Source organism: Arthrobacter sp. alpha11c (genome assembly GCF_054149985.1).
In genome coordinates this window covers 4,942,492-4,959,160 of sequence record NZ_CP196747.1, presented here as the reverse complement: position 1 = coordinate 4,959,160, position 16,669 = coordinate 4,942,492, and the positions used below count along the sequence as shown (strand labels likewise).

The window sequence follows — 16,669 nt, the reverse complement described above, 5'->3', positions numbered from 1 at the left end:
AAGCCCGGGACTTCTTGGATTCGGGCACTGGAATTGCTTGTAATGTGGGAGGAAACCCAGTCCTGAGCTTAGGAGAACCCCCATGCAGCCGGACCCCGTCGGCACCGCCGGATCCACTTCGAAGGGCGCCACACTGCCCCCACGCTTCGGATCATCGGAAGTGCCGGCTTCACGAGCCACCCAGGACCGCATTGACATCCCGGAATTTGCGCCGAGCCTGGAACCCGAAGGCGACATCTCGCCGGACCGTTTCCTGGACCGTGAGCTCAGCTGGCTGGCATTCAACTCCCGCGTTTTGGAACTCGCAGAGGATCCGGATCTCTTCCTCCTGGAACGCGTGAATTTCCTGTCGATCTTTGCCTCCAACCTGGACGAATTTTTCATGGTCCGCGTTGCAGGTTTGAAGCGTCGCATCGCCACGGGACTTGCTGTCCCCTCCCCCGCGGGCTTGAGCCCCATCGAGGTGCTGGAGCAGATCGGCGAAGAGGCGCACAAGCTTCAGGAACGCCACGCGCGTGTCTTCGCCGAACAGATCCGTCCTGCCCTGGCTTACGAGCACATCCACATCATGCACTGGAATGAATTGGATGAAGATGCCCGTCACCGGATCAGCATCATGTTCCAGGAGAAGGTCTTCCCGATCCTGACGCCGCTGGCCGTGGATCCCGCGCACCCCTTCCCCTACATTTCCGGCCTCTCACTGAACCTTGCGGTGATTGTCAGCAACCCCATCAGCGACAAGGAACTCTTCGCCCGCGTGAAGGTTCCGGACCAGCTGCCGCGCCTGATCTCCGTGGATGGCCCCCGTGCAGGTGCCATTCCTGGCCGTGTTGCCCGCTTCATCGCTTTGGAAGAAGTCATCGCAGTCCACCTGGACAAGCTCTTCCCCGGCATGGAGGTCCTTGAGCACCACACCTTCCGCGTCACCCGCAACGAGGACCTCGAGGTAGAAGAAGACGACGCCGAGAACCTCCTGCAGGCCTTGGAGAAGGAACTCCTTCGTCGCCGTTTCGGTCCTCCTGTGCGCCTTGAAGTCACCACGGACATCAACCCGAACATCAAGGCTCTGCTTATCCGGGAACTCGGCGTTGAAGAGTCCGAGGTTTACTCCGTACCGGCACCCCTGGACCTCCGTGGTCTCTCTGCGATCAGCGCCATTGACCGCCCCGACCTCCACTACCCCAAGCATGTTCCACACACGTCCCGGTATCTCAACGAATCCGAAACGTCCAAGGCGGCCAACGTGTTTGCCGCTATGCGCCGCCGGGACATCCTGCTCCACCACCCGTACGACTCGTTCTCCACCTCGGTTCAGGCATTCCTGGAACAGGCAGCCGCGGACCCCAAGGTCCAGGCCATCAAACAGACCCTGTACAGGACGTCCGGTGACTCCCCGATCGTTGACGCCTTGATCGATGCGGCAGAGGCGGGCAAGCAGGTCCTTGCCCTGGTGGAAATCAAGGCCCGCTTTGACGAGCAGGCAAACATCTCCTGGGCCCGGAAGCTGGAACAGGCAGGTGTGCACGTTGTGTACGGCATCGTTGGCCTGAAGACCCACTGCAAGTTGTCCCTGGTGGTTCGGCAGGAAGTGGACGGCCTGCGCCGCTATTGCCACATCGGTACCGGCAACTACCACCCGCGAACCGCCCGCTACTATGAGGACCTCGGCTTGCTCACCGCCAACGAGCAAGTGGGCGAAGACCTTTCCAAGCTGTTTAACCAGCTCTCCGGATACGCGCCGAAGTCCACGTTCAAGCGGCTGCTCGTGGCGCCGCGTTCCGTGCGTGCAGGCCTGATCGAAAGGATCGAAGCGGAGATCCGCAACGCCCGCGCCGGCGTTCCTGCCCGCGTCCAGATCAAGGTCAACTCCATGGTGGACGAAGCCATCATCGACGCCCTCTACCGTGCATCACAGGCCGGCGTGAGGGTGGACGTGGTGGTCCGCGGGATCTGCTCCCTCCGGCCGGGCGTACCGGGCCTGAGCGAAAACATTACTGTCCGCTCCATCCTCGGCCGGTTCCTGGAACACTCCCGCGTCTTTGCTTTTGCCAATGGTGGGGATCCCGTGGTGTACATCGGATCTGCAGACATGATGCACCGCAACCTGGACCGCCGTGTTGAGGCACTCGTCCAGTTGGCCAGCAAGGAAGACACCGCGACGGTCGTGGACCTCATGAACCGTTACGTGGACGACGGAACTGCGAGTTGGCACCTGGATAACCAAGGTCACTGGACCAGGTATCACCTTAACGAGGACGGAAAGCCCCTGTTGGACATGCAGTCCTGGCTCCTTGCATCCCGATCACGCCAACGTGCAGCGGCCCGGCGGTAAGGGAACGAGTTGAAAAGCGATACCCCCGTGGCGGATCAGACGGACCACCCCGGTGAACGGGTGGCCGTCGTTGCGGCCGGCGCCATTCCTTGGCGGGTTCAGAAGGGCGCCCTTGAGGTGCTCCTGATCCACAGGCCCCGCTACGACGATTGGTCCTGGCCCAAAGGAAAGCTCGACGACGGCGAAACAGTTCCGCAGTGTGCCGTCCGCGAAGTGCATGAAGAGATCGGCCTTAACAGTTCGCTCGGCGTGCCATTGCCGCCCATTCATTACCACGTCAGTGCTGGCCTGAAAGTAGTGCACTACTGGGCTATGCGGGTCAACGGCGAACAGCTTCGGCCCGACGGCAAGGAAGTGGACAGCGTCATGTGGTGCAGCCCGGACAGGGCTGCAGCCTTCCTCAGCAACCCCACGGATGTGGAGCCCCTGGAGTACCTGGAGAAGGCCCACATCCGGGGCGAACTCGATACGTGGCCGCTCGTACTGATCCGCCATGCAAAGGCAAAGCCGAGGTCCTCATGGACCAAGGCTGAAGGGGAACGTCCGCTGGCCGCCACCGGGCAACGGCAGGCTGCAGCCGTCCAGCGCCTGTTGGAAGTGTGGAAGCCGCAACGGATAGTGACCAGCCCGTGGACCCGTTGCGTAGCAACCATTGCTCCCTACGCCAAGGCAAGCGGAGCGAAGGTGAAGCTGGTTGAAGCTCTCACCGAGCACAACCACAACCGGTCCCCCAAGAAAACTGCCTCCACGGTGGAGGCCCTGTTCGATAAACAGGTGCCAATCGCTGTGTGCACCCATCGGCCAGCCTTGCCCACAGTGCTGAACCAACTAGGCCAGCACATGTCCGCGGCTTTGCGGGGCTTGCTGCCCACGTCCGATCCGTTCCTTTCTCCGGGCGAGGTCATCGTCTGCCAGGTGGCCCGTGGCTCTGAGCGGAAGATTGTGTCCGTGGAACAGGTCAAGCCTTTCGACGACTAGCCACGCCGGGATCGGTGATGAGACACTCATCGATCTACTGGGGGCCCGCATGGTCGAAACCAGTAAGCTGGACTCGTGAGCATCCCCACCCCGTATGAAGACCTCCTGCGCGACGTCATGGCCAACGGCACGCACAAGTCGGACCGCACCGGAACCGGAACGCGTAGCGTCTTCGGCCGCCAATTGCGCTTCGACCTCAGCGAAAGCTTCCCCCTCATCACCACCAAGCGGGTCCACTTCAAATCAGTGGCAGTGGAGCTCCTGTGGTTCCTACGCGGCGATTCGAACGTGAAGTGGATGCAGGACCAAGGCGTTTCCATCTGGGACGAGTGGGCGGATGCCGACGGCGAACTCGGTCCCGTGTACGGTGTGCAGTGGCGCAGCTGGCCCACGCCCGACGGTGGGCACATCGACCAAATCTCCGAGCTCATGGCCAACCTGGCTGCCAACCCGGATTCCCGGCGACACATCGTGTCCGCGTGGAACGTCGCCGAGCTCAAGGACATGGCGCTGCCGCCTTGCCATGCGTTCTTCCAGTTCTATGTAGCCGATGGCAAGTTGTCCTGCCAGCTGTACCAGCGCTCTGCGGACACTTTCCTGGGAGTCCCCTTCAACATCGCCTCCTACGCTTTGCTGACGTGCATGGTCGCCCAGCAGTTGGGCCTTGAGCCCGGCGAGTTTGTCTGGACAGGCGGCGACGTCCATGTTTACGACAACCACGTGGAGCAAGTTACCGAGCAGCTCACCCGTGAACCGTACGAGTATCCGCAGCTGAAAATCCTGCGCAAGCCCGACTCGATCTTCGACTACACCCTGGACGACTTCGAGGTTGTGGGCTATCGGCACCACCCCACCATCAAGGCGCCGATCGCTGTATGAGCACTCCTCCATCTGACATTCCTTCCCAGCTTCCGGGCGTCATCTTCACCCAGGAAATCGCGGGCAAAATGACCGGCATCGGCATGATCTGGGCCCAGACCAAATCCGGTGTGATTGGCAAGGACGGCTCCATGCCGTGGCACCTCCCCGAGGACCTCAAGCACTTCAGCCAGCTGACCACGGGGCACCCCGTCATCATGGGCCGCAAGACCTGGGAATCGTTCCCGGACAAGTACAGGCCTCTGCCCGGGCGAACCAACATTGTGGTGACCCGCAACCCGGAGTGGGCTTCCACGCCTGAGGCCGAGGGCGCCGTCGTGGTTTCCTCGCTGGACGCAGCCCTGCTGGAATCGCAGTTCGCCCCCGGTGGCCAGAAGGTTTGGATCATCGGCGGCGGCCAGATTTTTGAACAGTCGATGGGAATTGCCAACGTTGCCGTCGTCACCATCATCGATGCCGATCTCGACGGCGATACCTTCGCGCCTGAACTCGGCGACGACTGGACCTTTGATACTGCCGCACCGGCCGATGGCTGGCTGACGGCCAAGAACGGCACAGATTACCGGTTCACCACGTGGCGCCGGACGGAAAGCTAGGAACGCCTGCATGCTGAAGAAACCTGAAACATTGTTCGTGCTGGGATACATGCTGCTGCCGCTTTTCGCGCTGATCTCAGCCATTGTTGGACTGACCATGATTCTTGGTGGCAACCGCATCGTCGGCATCATCGTCTTGATCGTGGTCACGCAGGTCTTCACGTTCGGAGCATTCTTTGCCTTGCGCAAGCGCAAAGCCGTCCTTCTGCAGGGGCCCGACGCCGGGAGCTAGCCACAGCGGTCGGCCTGCGGTGAGCTATGGCGGGTGCCGGCGTCGTGCATTGCCTGCGTGACGTAACCAACAGCGGCACTTTGCTGCAAAAGTTTAGACTGGGTAAATGACTACAGCAGCTAATCCGTCCGTAGGACTGGTCGGTTGGCGTGGCATGGTCGGCTCCGTCCTGATGCAGCGCATGCAGGACGAGAACGACTTCGCCAACATCAACCCGGTATTTTTCTCCACCTCGAACGCAGGAGGTGCCGCCCCTTCCTTTGCTGACGGGGCTGGCAAGCTCGAGGACGCGTTCGATATTGAGACGCTTGCCAAGCTGCCAATTATTGTTACCGCCCAGGGCGGTGACTACACCAAGCAGGTTCACGGCGAACTCCGCAACCGCGGCTGGGATGGCCTCTGGATCGATGCTGCCTCCACCCTGCGTATGAACGATGACTCGATCATCGTGCTGGACCCCATCAACCGCGACGTCATCGACGCTGGCCTGTCCGGCGGCGTGAAGGACTACATCGGCGGCAACTGTACGGTTTCCTGCATGCTCATGGGCCTTGGCGGACTGTTCAAGAACAACCTGGTCGAATGGGGCACCTCCATGACGTACCAGGCTGCCTCCGGTGGCGGCGCCCGCCACATGCGCGAGCTCCTGAACCAGTTCGGAACCCTCAACAACGAGGTAAGCAGCGAACTGCAGGATCCGGCCTCGGCCATCCTGGAGATCGACCACAAGGTCCTCGCTGCTCAGCGCACCGGCGTTGACGCCACCCAGTTTGGCGTTCCGCTGGCCGGTTCACTCATTCCCTGGATCGATGCCGACCTCGGCAACGGCCAGTCCAAGGAAGAGTGGAAGGCTGGAGTGGAGACGAACAAGATCCTCGGAACGGGCAAGGGCACCGCGGGCAAGGACCACATCGCCATGGACGGCCTGTGCATCCGCATCGGCGCCATGCGCTCCCACTCCCAGGCCCTCACGCTCAAGCTGCGCGAAGACCTGTCCGTCACGGAGATCGAGAACCTCCTGGCCAAGGACAACGAGTGGGCCAAGGTTGTTCCGAACACCAAGGAAGCCTCCATGGCGGACCTGACTCCCTGTGGCTGCCTCCGGCACCCTGGACATTCCCGTTGGCCGCATCCGCAAGCTCGAAATGGGCCCCGAGTACATCAGCGCATTCACCGTGGGCGACCAGCTCCTTTGGGGTGCGGCTGAGCCGCTGCGCCGCATGCTGAACATCGTGACGGGCAAGCTCTAGGCCCTCTGCCGCCACCCCGTCCGCGCTTTTTCGTCGTCAACCCGCTGTTCCGTTGCTGCCCAGCAACGGAACAGCGGGTTTTCTACGTTCTACCCGTAGGTCCAGGGCCTCCCTGAGCTTCCGGTCCACGTCCCAAGGCCGGCTGAGATCGTCCCATTCGATGCGGACCACTTTCCACCCCTGGGCCTGCATTGCCTTCTCCCGCCGGCGCTCCTCGAAAATCACGTCCTCCGTGGCTGCGTACTCGAAATACTTGGCACGGCCATCAAACTCCAGAATCACCTTCTGCTGCTCCCAGCCAAAGTCTCCGCGATAGTTGCCCAGTGGCGTTGCGACATCCAGCTGCAACACGGCGCCCACTATGCCCAACTTATCCAGAAGCACCCGGGTGCGGGTCTCCCCCACGGATTCGGACCTTGCATCCATAAACTCCAGGACACGGCGCAGCCGGCGGGTTCCACGGGTGATTCTGCCGTTGTCCAGATAATCCTGCATCTTCCGGGGATCTGCGCCGAGGCGAAGGGCATGGTCGGCAATGACGACCGCCCGCTCAAAGTCCAACGTCCGTGCACAGTCCACCACCGTACGCTCAAGACTCGTGGTCTGCGCCGGTCTCTGCCATGGCGTCTGCACCTGAACAATCTCGTCAGGGACCAGACATCCCGCATGGGCCGCGACGTCGCTTCCCGAACTTGCCTTAGCCGGTGAGAAGGGCGTCGTAACGTGTACCAGCGGCCCGCCTTCCCACTCATGGCAACCGTGCAAGCGGGCGGCGCTTACGTGGCTGTAGATACTTCCACCCAGAGTGCTGCAGTGGTGGGCCTGGATCCGCAGCAGGTCCTGTTCCCATGGTTTGCTTCGGCGCCATTGATCCATGCGCACGTACGCACCCCGTCTGAGCCTGAGGAGCTTCCGATTGCGAACACCGGCCGTCAAAACGCGGTCGCCAAGCCCACCTCCAACCAGCTCGGGAGTCGAGGCAACGGGGGTCTCCGGCCAGTGTGCAGTGATCAGGGCATCGAGTTTTCGCAGTTGCATGGGACCCATCGTGGCCAATAACTGCGCGAGTTCGCAGGGAAGGAGAACCGTATGTGGACAACTTCGTTGGGGAGCCGCTTATTCGTTGTTGGCCAACCACTTAATAGCGGGTTAGCAACGGGCTAGGACAGGGCCGGGCCTCAGCCCGCCATGAACTTCAGGTAAGCCCGCCCCTGCGCCTGGAACGAACGCTCCGCAGCCGGCCCCAGCTGCCCTTCGAACGGCTCAGGAACAACGTCGGGCGCCTTGCCATTGCCGGTCCTGGCCCACGTGCCCACCACTTCTCCCCCGGCCACGATGATTCGCTTGAACACGCCGTTCTTGCCCGGCACCACCAATTCAGCATGCTCGGGCGCGAGGACGAGGCTCCGGTCCTGGTAACCGAGCAGGAATTCATCGAAGCCAGGAAGAGCCAGCAAGGCGCGCGAGCCGGGGACGCCGTCGTCGAGCAGTGCTGCTGTTTCAGGCGAAAGCCAATAGCTGGTGCCGGCGAATGGCAGCTCCACCAACCGGTCCTGAACCGAGCCGAGGGCGTTGCGCGCTTCCGTCAGCGGCACTTGGCTCCACCAGGCAAAGTCCTTTACCGTCGCAGGTCCGTGGCTGCGCAGGTAACGGAAGAGGAGCTCCGCAATGCCTTCCTCGCGATCAAGGTCCCTGGAGTCCTTGATCCACTCGTCGAAGGGCACAAACAACTGCTGTACACCCACCTTGCCGCGTGAACCCGCCATGGGGCCTTGAACGAGCCACGCACGCTGACACAGACTCCCAAGGAGATGGATGCCACGCTGGGCCTTGGTGATCTGGCCTGCTTGCTCGAAGGCGTCAAGGAGTTGCTCGCGCGTGGCCCCACGTCCACCGTCGGCCGTTTTGAGGGACTCCAAAGTCTTGAGCGCGATGTCCCGGCAATGGCTGATGTCCTCGGCGGTGATGCCAAGCTCACGATGCCGCCCTGCCACCAGGTTCATGAGCCGCGGACTGGTGATGCGCAAGATCCAGCGGAGATCCTCCGGTGCCAGCAGATGCAGTGTTCCCCGCATTGGCCATGACCGGACAATGGTTCCGGCATCAAGGGCGCGCGCGGACGTCGGACGCGGCAGAGCCCGGGACACGCTGCCCCACGGCCCACAGCGCCGATCCGAGGTCCTGCGCCTGCATGGCTGTCATCCAGCGAACCGCATCCGGCACCGAGGCAAAACCACCGTTGAGGAGTCCCTGGCTGGCGAGCCGCAGGCGGCCAATGACTCGTTGGGTTACAGCAACTGAACGCGCGTGGGGTGCAGGCATGCTTCATCCTAAAAGCGCCGTGCCGGTACAGGGAACCTTGCAACACCTCCCAGCAGCCTTCCAGCACAGTTTCCTAGGATGGCTGCATGCTCTTTGGTGATCTTGCTCCGCTTGTGCGGCCGCTCAGCAGATGGTTGGCGGCGGCTGGCTGGTGCTGCACCGTCGTCGGGCTTGGAACGGGACTCGTTGTGGCCGTTGGTACCGGAGTCAGCCTCACGCCTTCCATGCAGGTCATCCAGTTGGCGGGTCTGGTGGCGACTGCCACCGCCGCCCTGCTCATCGGTACCGCGGCGGCCATCCAACCTGTCGCCGACCCCGGGGACGACGCCCCGGAACCCTGGTTCTACCCCGCAGCCACAGCACAAGTACGCAGCTTCCTGCTGGGTGCCATCGTGATGCTCCTGGGCCTGGTGGGCTTCGCCATGGCCGGGCTCTTCATGCCGAGCGGCCCATCGCCCCAAAGTATTGCCTTCAGCCAGATCTTCTTGCTGGGATCGGTGAGTTGCGGGCTGACCTTCCTGCTGCTCAACAAAGTTCTGCCCATCGCGGCACGACGTACACGCTGAACCCGCCAGGACCCCCTGAGCCCAACGCTAGAGGGAAACGCCAGATCAGCAACGGTTCAGGGTGCAGCTCAATGCCGAAGCGATTCACGACGCCGGCACGAACCTCGCGCGCGATAGCCACCATGTCCGACGCCGAGGCCGAGCCGCGGTTGGTGATCGCCAAGGTGTGCTTGGTGGACAAGGATGCCCTGCCACCGGAAACACTGGTTTCATCGAGTCCGAAACCCTTGCCGAATCCCGCATGATCGATGAGCCAGGCAGCCGAAAGTTTTACCAAGCCGTCCTCACCTGCCGGGTACTTCGGCGCGTTCTCCGGCAACCCTGCGGCGCGTTCGGCCGGGATGATCGGGTTGGTGAAGAACGAGCCGGTGGAGTAAGTGTCCCGGTCTGCGGCGTCCAAGACCATGCCTTTGGACGCGCGGAGCCGGAGGACTTCCCGGCGGACATCGTTGGAGTACGCACGTTTGCCGGCTTCCACGCCCAGCACGCGGGCGAGTTCACCGTACCGGATGGGTGCGCTCATTCGTCCCAGCGGCAATTGGAACTCAACAGTCAGCACCACGTAGCGCGGGGAACCTTCAACCGTTGTCTGCTTCAGGATGGAATCCCGGTAACCAAACTTGAGTTCTGAATTGGTGAATGTCTGAACTGCATTGCGTTGCCGGTCCCACGTCCGCACGGCGGCTATGGTTTGCGAGACGTCCGCACCATACGCGCCGACGTTCTGCACGGGCGTGGCACCGGTGGCTCCCGGGATGCCGGACAGAGCCTCAAGGCCGGACCAAGCATGCAGGACCGAGTGCTCCACCAGTGCGTCCCAATTATGGCCGGCCTGAACCACCACGGACACGCCACCACAGCTGTCTTCAGAGTTCACGGTGAAGCCCTCGGACGCAATCCTCAGGACCGTGCCGGGGTACCCGTCGTCCGAGATCAGGAGGTTGGAACCGCCACCTATGATAAGGAGTTTCTCGCCCGCAGCGTCAGCCGACCGCACGGCGTCGATGATTTCAGCCTCGGTGCGGGCCTCTACATATTTTCCTGCGGGGCCGCCGACGGCAGCCGTGGTCAGGTCGGAAAGCAGCGTCTGGGTCACCCATCAAGCCTAACGGGGATTGAAGCGCTCACGTGGTTCAAGAGACCTTCACAACTGCTTGGGACTTCATGAGGACCTTCTGCCCGGCTGCCACAACGGTGAGGTCGATGCGCGCGGTGCCGGCCTCGGCGTCGAGGGCTCCCACTACCCCGGTAACATCGATGACTGCACCGGCCTCGTCCGTTCCGGTGGTGTCAGCCACCAGGACCGGCTTTGTGAACCGCGTCTGGTAATCGACCACCGCAGCGGGGTCCCCTGCCCAGTCGCTCACCAGCTGCACTGCCGATCCCATGGTGAACATGCCGTGGGCAATCACGCCGGGCAGCTCAACGGACGTTGCAAAAGCTTCGTTCCAGTGGATGGGGTTGAAGTCCCCCGAAGCACCGGCATACCTGACCAGGTCCTGGCGGGTGACCTCAACGCTGCGGGTGCCGATTTCCTGGCCGACTGTCAGCTCTTCAAATTTCGGGCTCATGGTTACTGTCCCTCTCCGCGGACCAGGATGGACGAGGTGGTGGTGGCTACTTTTTCACGGTCATCGTTGCCGTCGAGGGCGAAAATCTCTGAGCGCGTTGTGATCATCGCGCCGCCGCCCATGGCCCGGACTCCGTCAACATGCAGTTCAGCCACGAGGCGGTCCCCGGCCACGATGGCGCGGTGATGGATAAAGCGCTGGTCCGCGTGGACCACGCGGGAGAAGTCGATGCCGGACTCGGGGTCCTCCACAAGCTGGGCGTCGGCGCGTTGGGCAACAATGATGGCAAACGTCGGCGGGGCTACAAGATCGCTGTGGCCCATGGCCCGTGCTGTCTCAACATCGAAGTGCGCAGGATTGCTGGCCTTCACGGCCTTCGCAAATTCGCGGATCTTCTCACGGCCGACGTCGTAAACCTCTGCGGCAGGGTAGGTTCGGCCCTGCAGGTCCGGATTGATACTCATGGTCCAACCCTATCGGGCCATCGGACCCGCGGTGGTGTTGCGACTACTTCTTGTAGCTCTTGCGGATCTTCTGGCCCCGGACTACGAGCCCAGTGACATGGAGCAGCAGCCCGACGCCGATCACGGGCAGGGAGGCAATGGCCAATCCCTGGTTGCCGGTCGTGTTCCCGGCAATGGAAAGGATGAGCCCGACGGCGATGAGCCCCATGGCGCTGAAAACCAGCGTTTTGTAGGCGGTGGACGAGGTGGCCCAGAATTCGTTCAGCACCGTCCAAGTCTACCGGTGCGCGTTGCGGGGCCCGCTCTGCGCCCCAAAACCCAGGAAGAGCCCGCACACCGGGCCCCACAAGGAGTTAGAACAACGAATCCTGCAGGGCGGGGATTTCCGTGACGTGGGGGCCGAACTCGATCTTTCGTCCCTTCAACGCGCCCAGGTCTGCCACGAAGCTACCCTCCACTTCATTGCCCTCGGCATCGGGGAGACCGGCCAAGGCGATGGCACCGGAAAGTGAGTGAAGCCGCAGACCATGCCCGCCGCCGTCGAACGCTGCCGGGTAGGGGTGGCGCGAAGAACCGGCCGCACGAACGGTGCAAAGCCGGTCAGCCAAAGCCGGCCGCTCCCACTCTTCCTCCACAAGGGCGAACCCGGTCATGGCAAGTCCACCCAGCAAGCCGCGCACCTGTGCGGCATGCCGGCGATTGGTGGCAACAAGCTCGACGCCGGGACGCGGCTCAACGAGCGACGCCGCCTTGGCAGCGGAACGGACCTGCTGGACGAGCCCAAGCTCGCGGGTCACAAGATCCTCGAGCACTCGAACAACCCGGCCGTCCTCGGCAAGGGCAACATAGGAAGCCTGCACGGCACCCTGCTCGGCCAACCGGTTCCACTTGCGCGGCGCCGAGGCGGTCCCCACCTTGGTTGCCCCATTGGCGAATGTTGCAACGTACAGCCAATGGGGCTGCATGAGGTAAGCGCGAAGGCCGGTAGGCACTGAGCCGCCACGGTGGAAGTCATGCATGAGCCGGGAATCGTCCCGGGCGAAGCAGGCTCCGCACTGCTTCCCACGCTCGGCTGGGGAAGCGCTGCGGCAAGGAACATGGGTGCGGTCGCCGGGCCCGTGGACCTTGGTATGGCCAAGGCACCACACGCCGGGCATGACGCGCAGCCCCAGGGTTGAGCCCGGGGCCAACGCCAGGTCAGTGAACTCCCCGTCCGGCCGCAGCAGCCTCAACGCCGGTGAAGAGGAGTCCCAAGCTATGCCGTGGACCAGCATGGCTACAGGGAGGGCTGAACCCCGAAGGCAACTGCGAGCTTCATGATCTTCTCGGCCCGGCCGAGGCGCGGAAGGTCGGAGCCATCGCGGATGACCCTGCCGTTGGCTTCGAAGTCGCTCATGAAGTCCGTTGCCCAGGCAACGTCCGACGGCGTGGGGCTGATGACCTCGTTGATCACGGTGGTCTGGTCGATGGCCAGGCACAGCTTGCCGGTCATGCCCATGGTTACGGTGATACCGGTCTGCTCGCGCAGGATGGGGTGGTTGGTCCCGACCGTGGGGCCATCAATGGGGCCGGGCAGGTTGCCCACTCGGCTGGCAACGACGAGCTTGGCGCGCGGGTAGGCCATGGCCTCGGGGGTAGCGGCCATGCCGGTGTCGCGGCGGAAGTCACCGGAACCGAACGCCAGGCGGAACGCACCCTGGGCCTTGGCAATGTGGTTGGCTTCCTCGATGCCGAGGGCCGACTCAACCAGTGCAATGACGGGAGTCTTGCCGTCCATGCGGTGGTAGGACTCGGTGACCTGGTCCGCGGACTCGGTCTTGGCGAGCATCACGCCGAGCAGGCCCGGGGTGCCGCGAAGGCCAGCGAGGTCATCGGCCCAGAAGGGACTGGTGGCGTCGTTGATGCGAACCCAGGCCTGACCGCCGGACCTCAGCCAGTTCACGACGTTCTCGCGCGCCGCGTCCTTCTGGGAGGGGTCAACGGCGTCTTCGATGTCAAGGATGATGGCGTCTGCCCGTGAGCCCGCGGATTCGTCAAAAAGTTCCGTCTTCATGGCGTTCACAAGGAGCCAGGAGCGGGCGATATCGGCGGGAATATTGCGGGTAGGCCGAATGGATTCGGCGGCGATGCTAGACGTCATGTATCTACCGTATCCGGCAAGCGGCCCACAGGGCGAAGAAATCCGCCCGGTTGTGAGGATCAATACGAACTAAAGCCCTTATGACTGTGCCCGCGCCCAGTATGACTGTCCGACGGCGGCAAGCGCCATTCGCTTCTTCATTCGGCTCAATGCTGCGACTTTGTGTCCGTCGATTGCATTTCATGGCTCCGAGTTGCGCCCCGTTGCCCGCTGTTTCACAGCATTTCCCGCCATTTCCCGCCGTTTCCCATCATGACCGCGGAGCTTTCCACCGGCGGTGCAGATGGGCTTACATCGTTCCCAAGCCGGTGAACGTACGGCTCCCCAACCGAAACACAATCATTCGAAAGTAGCTCCCATGAAACTGCACCTGCCCCTGCTGAGCGTCGCGGCCGCCGTCGTACTAGCGCTGACGGTGTCCGGCTGCGGCGGTGCAGCCGAAGCCGGACAAGCCAACCAACCCGGCAACGAGGTCAAGGAACTCCGCTACCAAGGCTCCGCCAACAATGTGACCTTCCCCGAGCTTGCTGCAGACCTCGGATACCTGGGCGACCTGAAACTGAACTGGGTGGGCAACACCACCAGCGGCCCCCAGGACATCCAGTCCGCGGCCACCAACCAAACGGACATCGGTGGCGCATTCTCCGGAGCGGTGGTGAAGCTCATCGAAGCGGGCGCCCCCGTGAAGGCCGTGGTCAACTATTACGGCTCGGACGAGAAGACCTTCAACGGCTACTACGTGAAGGCGGACAGCTCCATCAAGGGACCCCGTGACCTGATCGGCAAGAAGATCGCGGTCAACACACTGGGCGCACACCACGAAGCGGTCATCAATTCGTACCTGACGCAGAACGGTCTCAGCCAGGACGAGATCAAGCAGGTCCAGCTCGTCCCCTTGGCTCCGAACGATACTGAGGAGGCCATCCGCCGCGGCCAGGTGGACGCCGGAACCCTTGGTGGAGTACTGCAGGACAGGGCCATTGAGGCTGGAGGACTACGTTCTCTGTTCAGCGATGTGCAGTTGTTCGGCAACTTTGCAGGCGGCCAGATCGTGCTCCGGAACGACTTCATCGAAAAGAACCCGAACACCACCCGCACCTTCACCACCGGCGTTGCCAAAGCCATCAAATGGGCAGCAGAAACACCGCGCGACGAAGTCATTGCCCGCTTCACCAAGATCATCGAAAACCGCGGACGCAATGAGAGCACAGCCAACCTGAAGTTCTGGAAGAGCCCTGGTGTTCCGGACAGCGGTGTGATCAAGGACGAGGACTTCACCCGCTGGGAGGCGTGGCTGAACTCTGCCGGGATCGTGAAGGACAAGCTCACACCGTCCAAGTACTACACCAATGAATTCAACGATCTCGCCGGCGCCACGAACGGCACAGCTACTGACGCAGCCAAGAAGGGATAGCCATGACAGCCAAAATCAGCCTCCGCAATGTGACCAAGCAATTCACGGTCCGGGCTACGAAGTCCACTGCCGCAACGACGCTCACGGCCATCGATTCGCTGAGCCTGGACGTGCGCGACGGCGAGTTCCTCACCTTGGTAGGGCCAAGCGGTTCCGGCAAGACCACGCTGTTGGACCTGCTCGCGGGTCTCTCAACGCCCACGTCCGGGGAGGTGCTCGTTGACGGCAAGCCTGTGACGGGTCCCGGCAAGGACCGCGCTGTGGTGTTCCAGCAGTACGCACTGTTTCCTTGGCGGACAGCTTCGGCCAACGTTTCGATCGGCCTGGAAGGAGCAGGGCCGGACGGCAGGAAATTGAACCGGCGCGAACGGGCAGCGAAGGCCAAGGAGTATCTGGCACTGGTCGGGCTGGCCGGGTTTGAGGACCGGTATCCCCATGAGCTCTCCGGAGGCATGAAGCAACGCGTGGCTATTGCCCGCAGCCTGGCTTACGAGCCCGACGTCCTGCTGATGGACGAGCCTTTCGCAGCATTGGACGCCCAAACCCGCGAGCAATTGCAGGACGAACTGCTGCGCATCTGGAAGGCCACCGGCAAGACCATCGTGTTCATCACGCACGGCATTGACGAGGCCGTTTACCTCGGCGAGCGCGTGGCTGTACTGAGCGCCCGTCCCGGCCAGCTGAAGGAAATTGTGGACATCAACATCCCCGATCGCGACGGCGAGGACGACATCCGCTCCCACCCGGCCTTCGTCGAGCACCGGCACGAGGTATGGACGCTCCTGCACGATGAGGTCCGCCGCGCGCAGGACGCCGGGCACCGGAAGATCCTCCCGGACGGCAGCGCACCTGATGAACCGTCAACCGTCACCAAAGAGGGAACCGTCACCAGTGAAAGGACTGCGGCCTGATGAGCACCACATTGACGCAGACAGAAACCGCGGCGGCAGCGCGCAAGGCAAGCATCACGACCGAGCCGGGTAACGCCGTCGGGCCTTCCGGTACTGCTGCCGCAGCCTCGCAGGACACCACCGCCCAGGACACCACCGCGCAGGACGCTAAGGTGCAGCGTTCGACGCCGGTCCTCACCACCCTGCGCAGGGTTAGTGCAGCAGCCGGTTCAGGCGTGTGGAAGTCCGCCGGCATCCTGGCTTTCCTGGCACTGTGGGAATTCGGCCCGACGTATCTGGCCAGCCCGTCCACCAGGGTGTTCCTGCCACCGTTGCACGACGTGCTGTTGGCATGGGGCAAGCTCTTTGAAGCCGGCACCATCCAAGGCCACATCGCCGCCAGCCTCACCAGGTCAGTAACCGGTTTCGGTGCGGCGCTCGTTGCAGGTGTGCTGCTGGGACTCCTGATCGCCTGGTATGGACGGCTCAACGCAGTCCTCAACCCCTTGCTGGAGCTCTTCCGCAACACGGCCGCACTGGCCCTCCTGCCTGTGTTCACGCTGCTGCTGGGCATCGGCGAGGAATCCAAGATCAGCATCGTGGCTTATGCGGCCTTCTTCCCGGTGCTGCTGAACACGATCGCGGGAGTGAAAACCGTGGATCCGCTGCTCATCCGGGCTGCGCGCTCGCTGGGACTGAACAGTTTCCGGCTCTTCCAGAAGGTCATCCTGCCATCGGCCGTACCAACGATCTTTACCGGTATCCGGATGGCCGGTACCGCGTCCATCCTGGTGCTGATCGCCGCCGAAATGGTCGGCGCCAAGGCCGGACTTGGCTACTTGATCGTGAACGCGCAGAGCAGCTTCCTGATCCCTGATATGTACGCGGGCATCCTCACAGTCTCGCTGCTGGGCCTTGGCGTGAACTTCCTGCTGGTCGCCCTGGAACGCCACTTCTCCCGCTGGCGGACGGCCGTGGGCGCGGACGCACCCTGAAAACCACCCCCGTGGCACCTGCCACAACCCATCACAAAGT

16 protein-coding genes and 2 pseudogenes are annotated in these 16,669 nt (G+C 62.7%); 10 read left to right on the top strand and 8 right to left on the bottom strand.

The features are described from left to right. The first annotated feature begins 82 nt into the window (after nt 1-82). The 6 genes and pseudogenes from ACTAQJ_RS23105 to asd all read left to right on the top strand — a co-directional run bounded on the left by ACTAQJ_RS23105 (nt 83) and on the right by asd (nt 6,267). A complete protein-coding gene (locus ACTAQJ_RS23105) occupies nt 83-2,332 on the top strand; it encodes an RNA degradosome polyphosphate kinase (protein WP_498699727.1) in 2,250 nt (749 codons plus the stop codon). Between the two features lie 9 nt (nt 2,333-2,341). Next, complete coding sequence (locus ACTAQJ_RS23100) at nt 2,342-3,310, top strand: NUDIX hydrolase (RefSeq protein ID WP_431115979.1); 969 nt, start codon at nt 2,342-2,344, stop codon at nt 3,308-3,310. Between the two features lie 75 nt (nt 3,311-3,385). Further along, nucleotides 3,386-4,189 (top strand): thymidylate synthase, encoded by an 804-nt coding sequence (locus ACTAQJ_RS23095; protein WP_477519658.1) that lies wholly within the window; start codon nt 3,386-3,388, stop codon nt 4,187-4,189. Beyond that, entirely contained in the window at nt 4,186-4,785 is a 600-nt protein-coding gene (locus ACTAQJ_RS23090) for a dihydrofolate reductase (RefSeq protein ID WP_498699723.1), read from the top strand. Before ACTAQJ_RS23095 ends, ACTAQJ_RS23090 begins: the two co-directional genes overlap by 4 nt. A 10-nt stretch (nt 4,786-4,795) precedes the next feature. After that, the gene (locus ACTAQJ_RS23085; RefSeq protein ID WP_216925055.1) at nt 4,796-5,017 is read left to right on the top strand and encodes an NF038396 family protein; all 222 of its coding nucleotides are present in this window, start codon (nt 4,796-4,798) and stop codon (nt 5,015-5,017) included. A 106-nt stretch (nt 5,018-5,123) separates the two neighbouring features. Next, nucleotides 5,124-6,267 (top strand): annotated as a pseudogene (gene asd / locus ACTAQJ_RS23080) (aspartate-semialdehyde dehydrogenase). Between the two features lie 36 nt (nt 6,268-6,303). Here the strand turns inward: asd and ACTAQJ_RS23075 are convergent. Next, the gene (locus tag ACTAQJ_RS23075) at nt 6,304-7,305 is read right to left on the bottom strand and encodes a DUF559 domain-containing protein (RefSeq protein WP_498699721.1); all 1,002 of its coding nucleotides are present in this window, start codon (nt 7,303-7,305) and stop codon (nt 6,304-6,306) included. A 140-nt stretch (nt 7,306-7,445) separates the two neighbouring features. Further along, nucleotides 7,446-8,589, bottom strand: a pseudogene (locus ACTAQJ_RS23070) (winged helix DNA-binding domain-containing protein). An 86-nt stretch (nt 8,590-8,675) separates the two neighbouring features. Here ACTAQJ_RS23070 and ACTAQJ_RS23065 point away from each other — a divergent pair. Next, nucleotides 8,676-9,155 carry a hypothetical protein gene (locus tag ACTAQJ_RS23065; protein WP_498699718.1) on the top strand — a complete coding sequence of 160 codons (480 nt, stop codon included), beginning with the start codon at nt 8,676-8,678 and terminating at the stop codon, nt 9,153-9,155. On the opposite strand, the gene ACTAQJ_RS23060 is transcribed toward ACTAQJ_RS23065, so the two are convergent. The 6 genes from ACTAQJ_RS23060 to ACTAQJ_RS23035 form a co-directional block, all read right to left on the bottom strand. Further along, the gene (locus ACTAQJ_RS23060; protein ID WP_498699716.1) at nt 9,115-10,251 is read right to left on the bottom strand and encodes a UDP-N-acetylmuramate dehydrogenase; all 1,137 of its coding nucleotides are present in this window, start codon (nt 10,249-10,251) and stop codon (nt 9,115-9,117) included. The two genes, ACTAQJ_RS23065 and ACTAQJ_RS23060, sit on opposite strands and share 41 nt — an antisense overlap. Before the next feature lie 37 nt (nt 10,252-10,288). Further along, nucleotides 10,289-10,726: a MaoC family dehydratase gene (locus ACTAQJ_RS23055; protein ID WP_498699714.1), complete on the bottom strand. Its 438-nt coding sequence runs from the start codon at nt 10,724-10,726 to the stop codon at nt 10,289-10,291. 2 nt (nt 10,727-10,728) lie between these two features. Further along, nucleotides 10,729-11,190 carry an FAS1-like dehydratase domain-containing protein gene (locus tag ACTAQJ_RS23050; RefSeq protein WP_498699712.1) on the bottom strand — a complete coding sequence of 154 codons (462 nt, stop codon included), beginning with the start codon at nt 11,188-11,190 and terminating at the stop codon, nt 10,729-10,731. 43 nt (nt 11,191-11,233) lie between these two features. Continuing rightward, nucleotides 11,234-11,458, bottom strand: a complete 225-nt coding sequence (locus tag ACTAQJ_RS23045) for a DUF3188 domain-containing protein (protein WP_216925047.1) — start codon at nt 11,456-11,458, stop codon at nt 11,234-11,236. 85 nt (nt 11,459-11,543) lie between these two features. Next, a complete protein-coding gene (locus ACTAQJ_RS23040) occupies nt 11,544-12,464 on the bottom strand; it encodes a DUF2797 domain-containing protein (RefSeq protein WP_498699711.1) in 921 nt (306 codons plus the stop codon). 2 nt (nt 12,465-12,466) lie between these two features. Next, nucleotides 12,467-13,330, bottom strand: coding sequence for an HpcH/HpaI aldolase/citrate lyase family protein (locus tag ACTAQJ_RS23035; protein WP_431115995.1), 864 nt, complete (start codon nt 13,328-13,330; stop codon nt 12,467-12,469). 358 nt (nt 13,331-13,688) lie between these two features. On the opposite strand from ACTAQJ_RS23035, the gene ACTAQJ_RS23030 reads away from it, so the two are divergent. From ACTAQJ_RS23030 to ACTAQJ_RS23020, 3 genes are read left to right on the top strand one after another with little or no spacing between them, the layout of a single operon-like run. Next, nucleotides 13,689-14,744 carry an ABC transporter substrate-binding protein gene (locus ACTAQJ_RS23030; protein WP_498699709.1) on the top strand — a complete coding sequence of 352 codons (1,056 nt, stop codon included), beginning with the start codon at nt 13,689-13,691 and terminating at the stop codon, nt 14,742-14,744. 2 nt (nt 14,745-14,746) lie between these two features. Beyond that, the gene (locus ACTAQJ_RS23025; protein ID WP_498699707.1) at nt 14,747-15,655 is read left to right on the top strand and encodes an ABC transporter ATP-binding protein; all 909 of its coding nucleotides are present in this window, start codon (nt 14,747-14,749) and stop codon (nt 15,653-15,655) included. After that, nucleotides 15,655-16,629: an ABC transporter permease gene (locus ACTAQJ_RS23020; RefSeq protein WP_498699704.1), complete on the top strand. Its 975-nt coding sequence runs from the start codon at nt 15,655-15,657 to the stop codon at nt 16,627-16,629. Before ACTAQJ_RS23025 ends, ACTAQJ_RS23020 begins: the two co-directional genes overlap by 1 nt. Nucleotides 16,630-16,669: the final 40 nt, after the last annotated feature.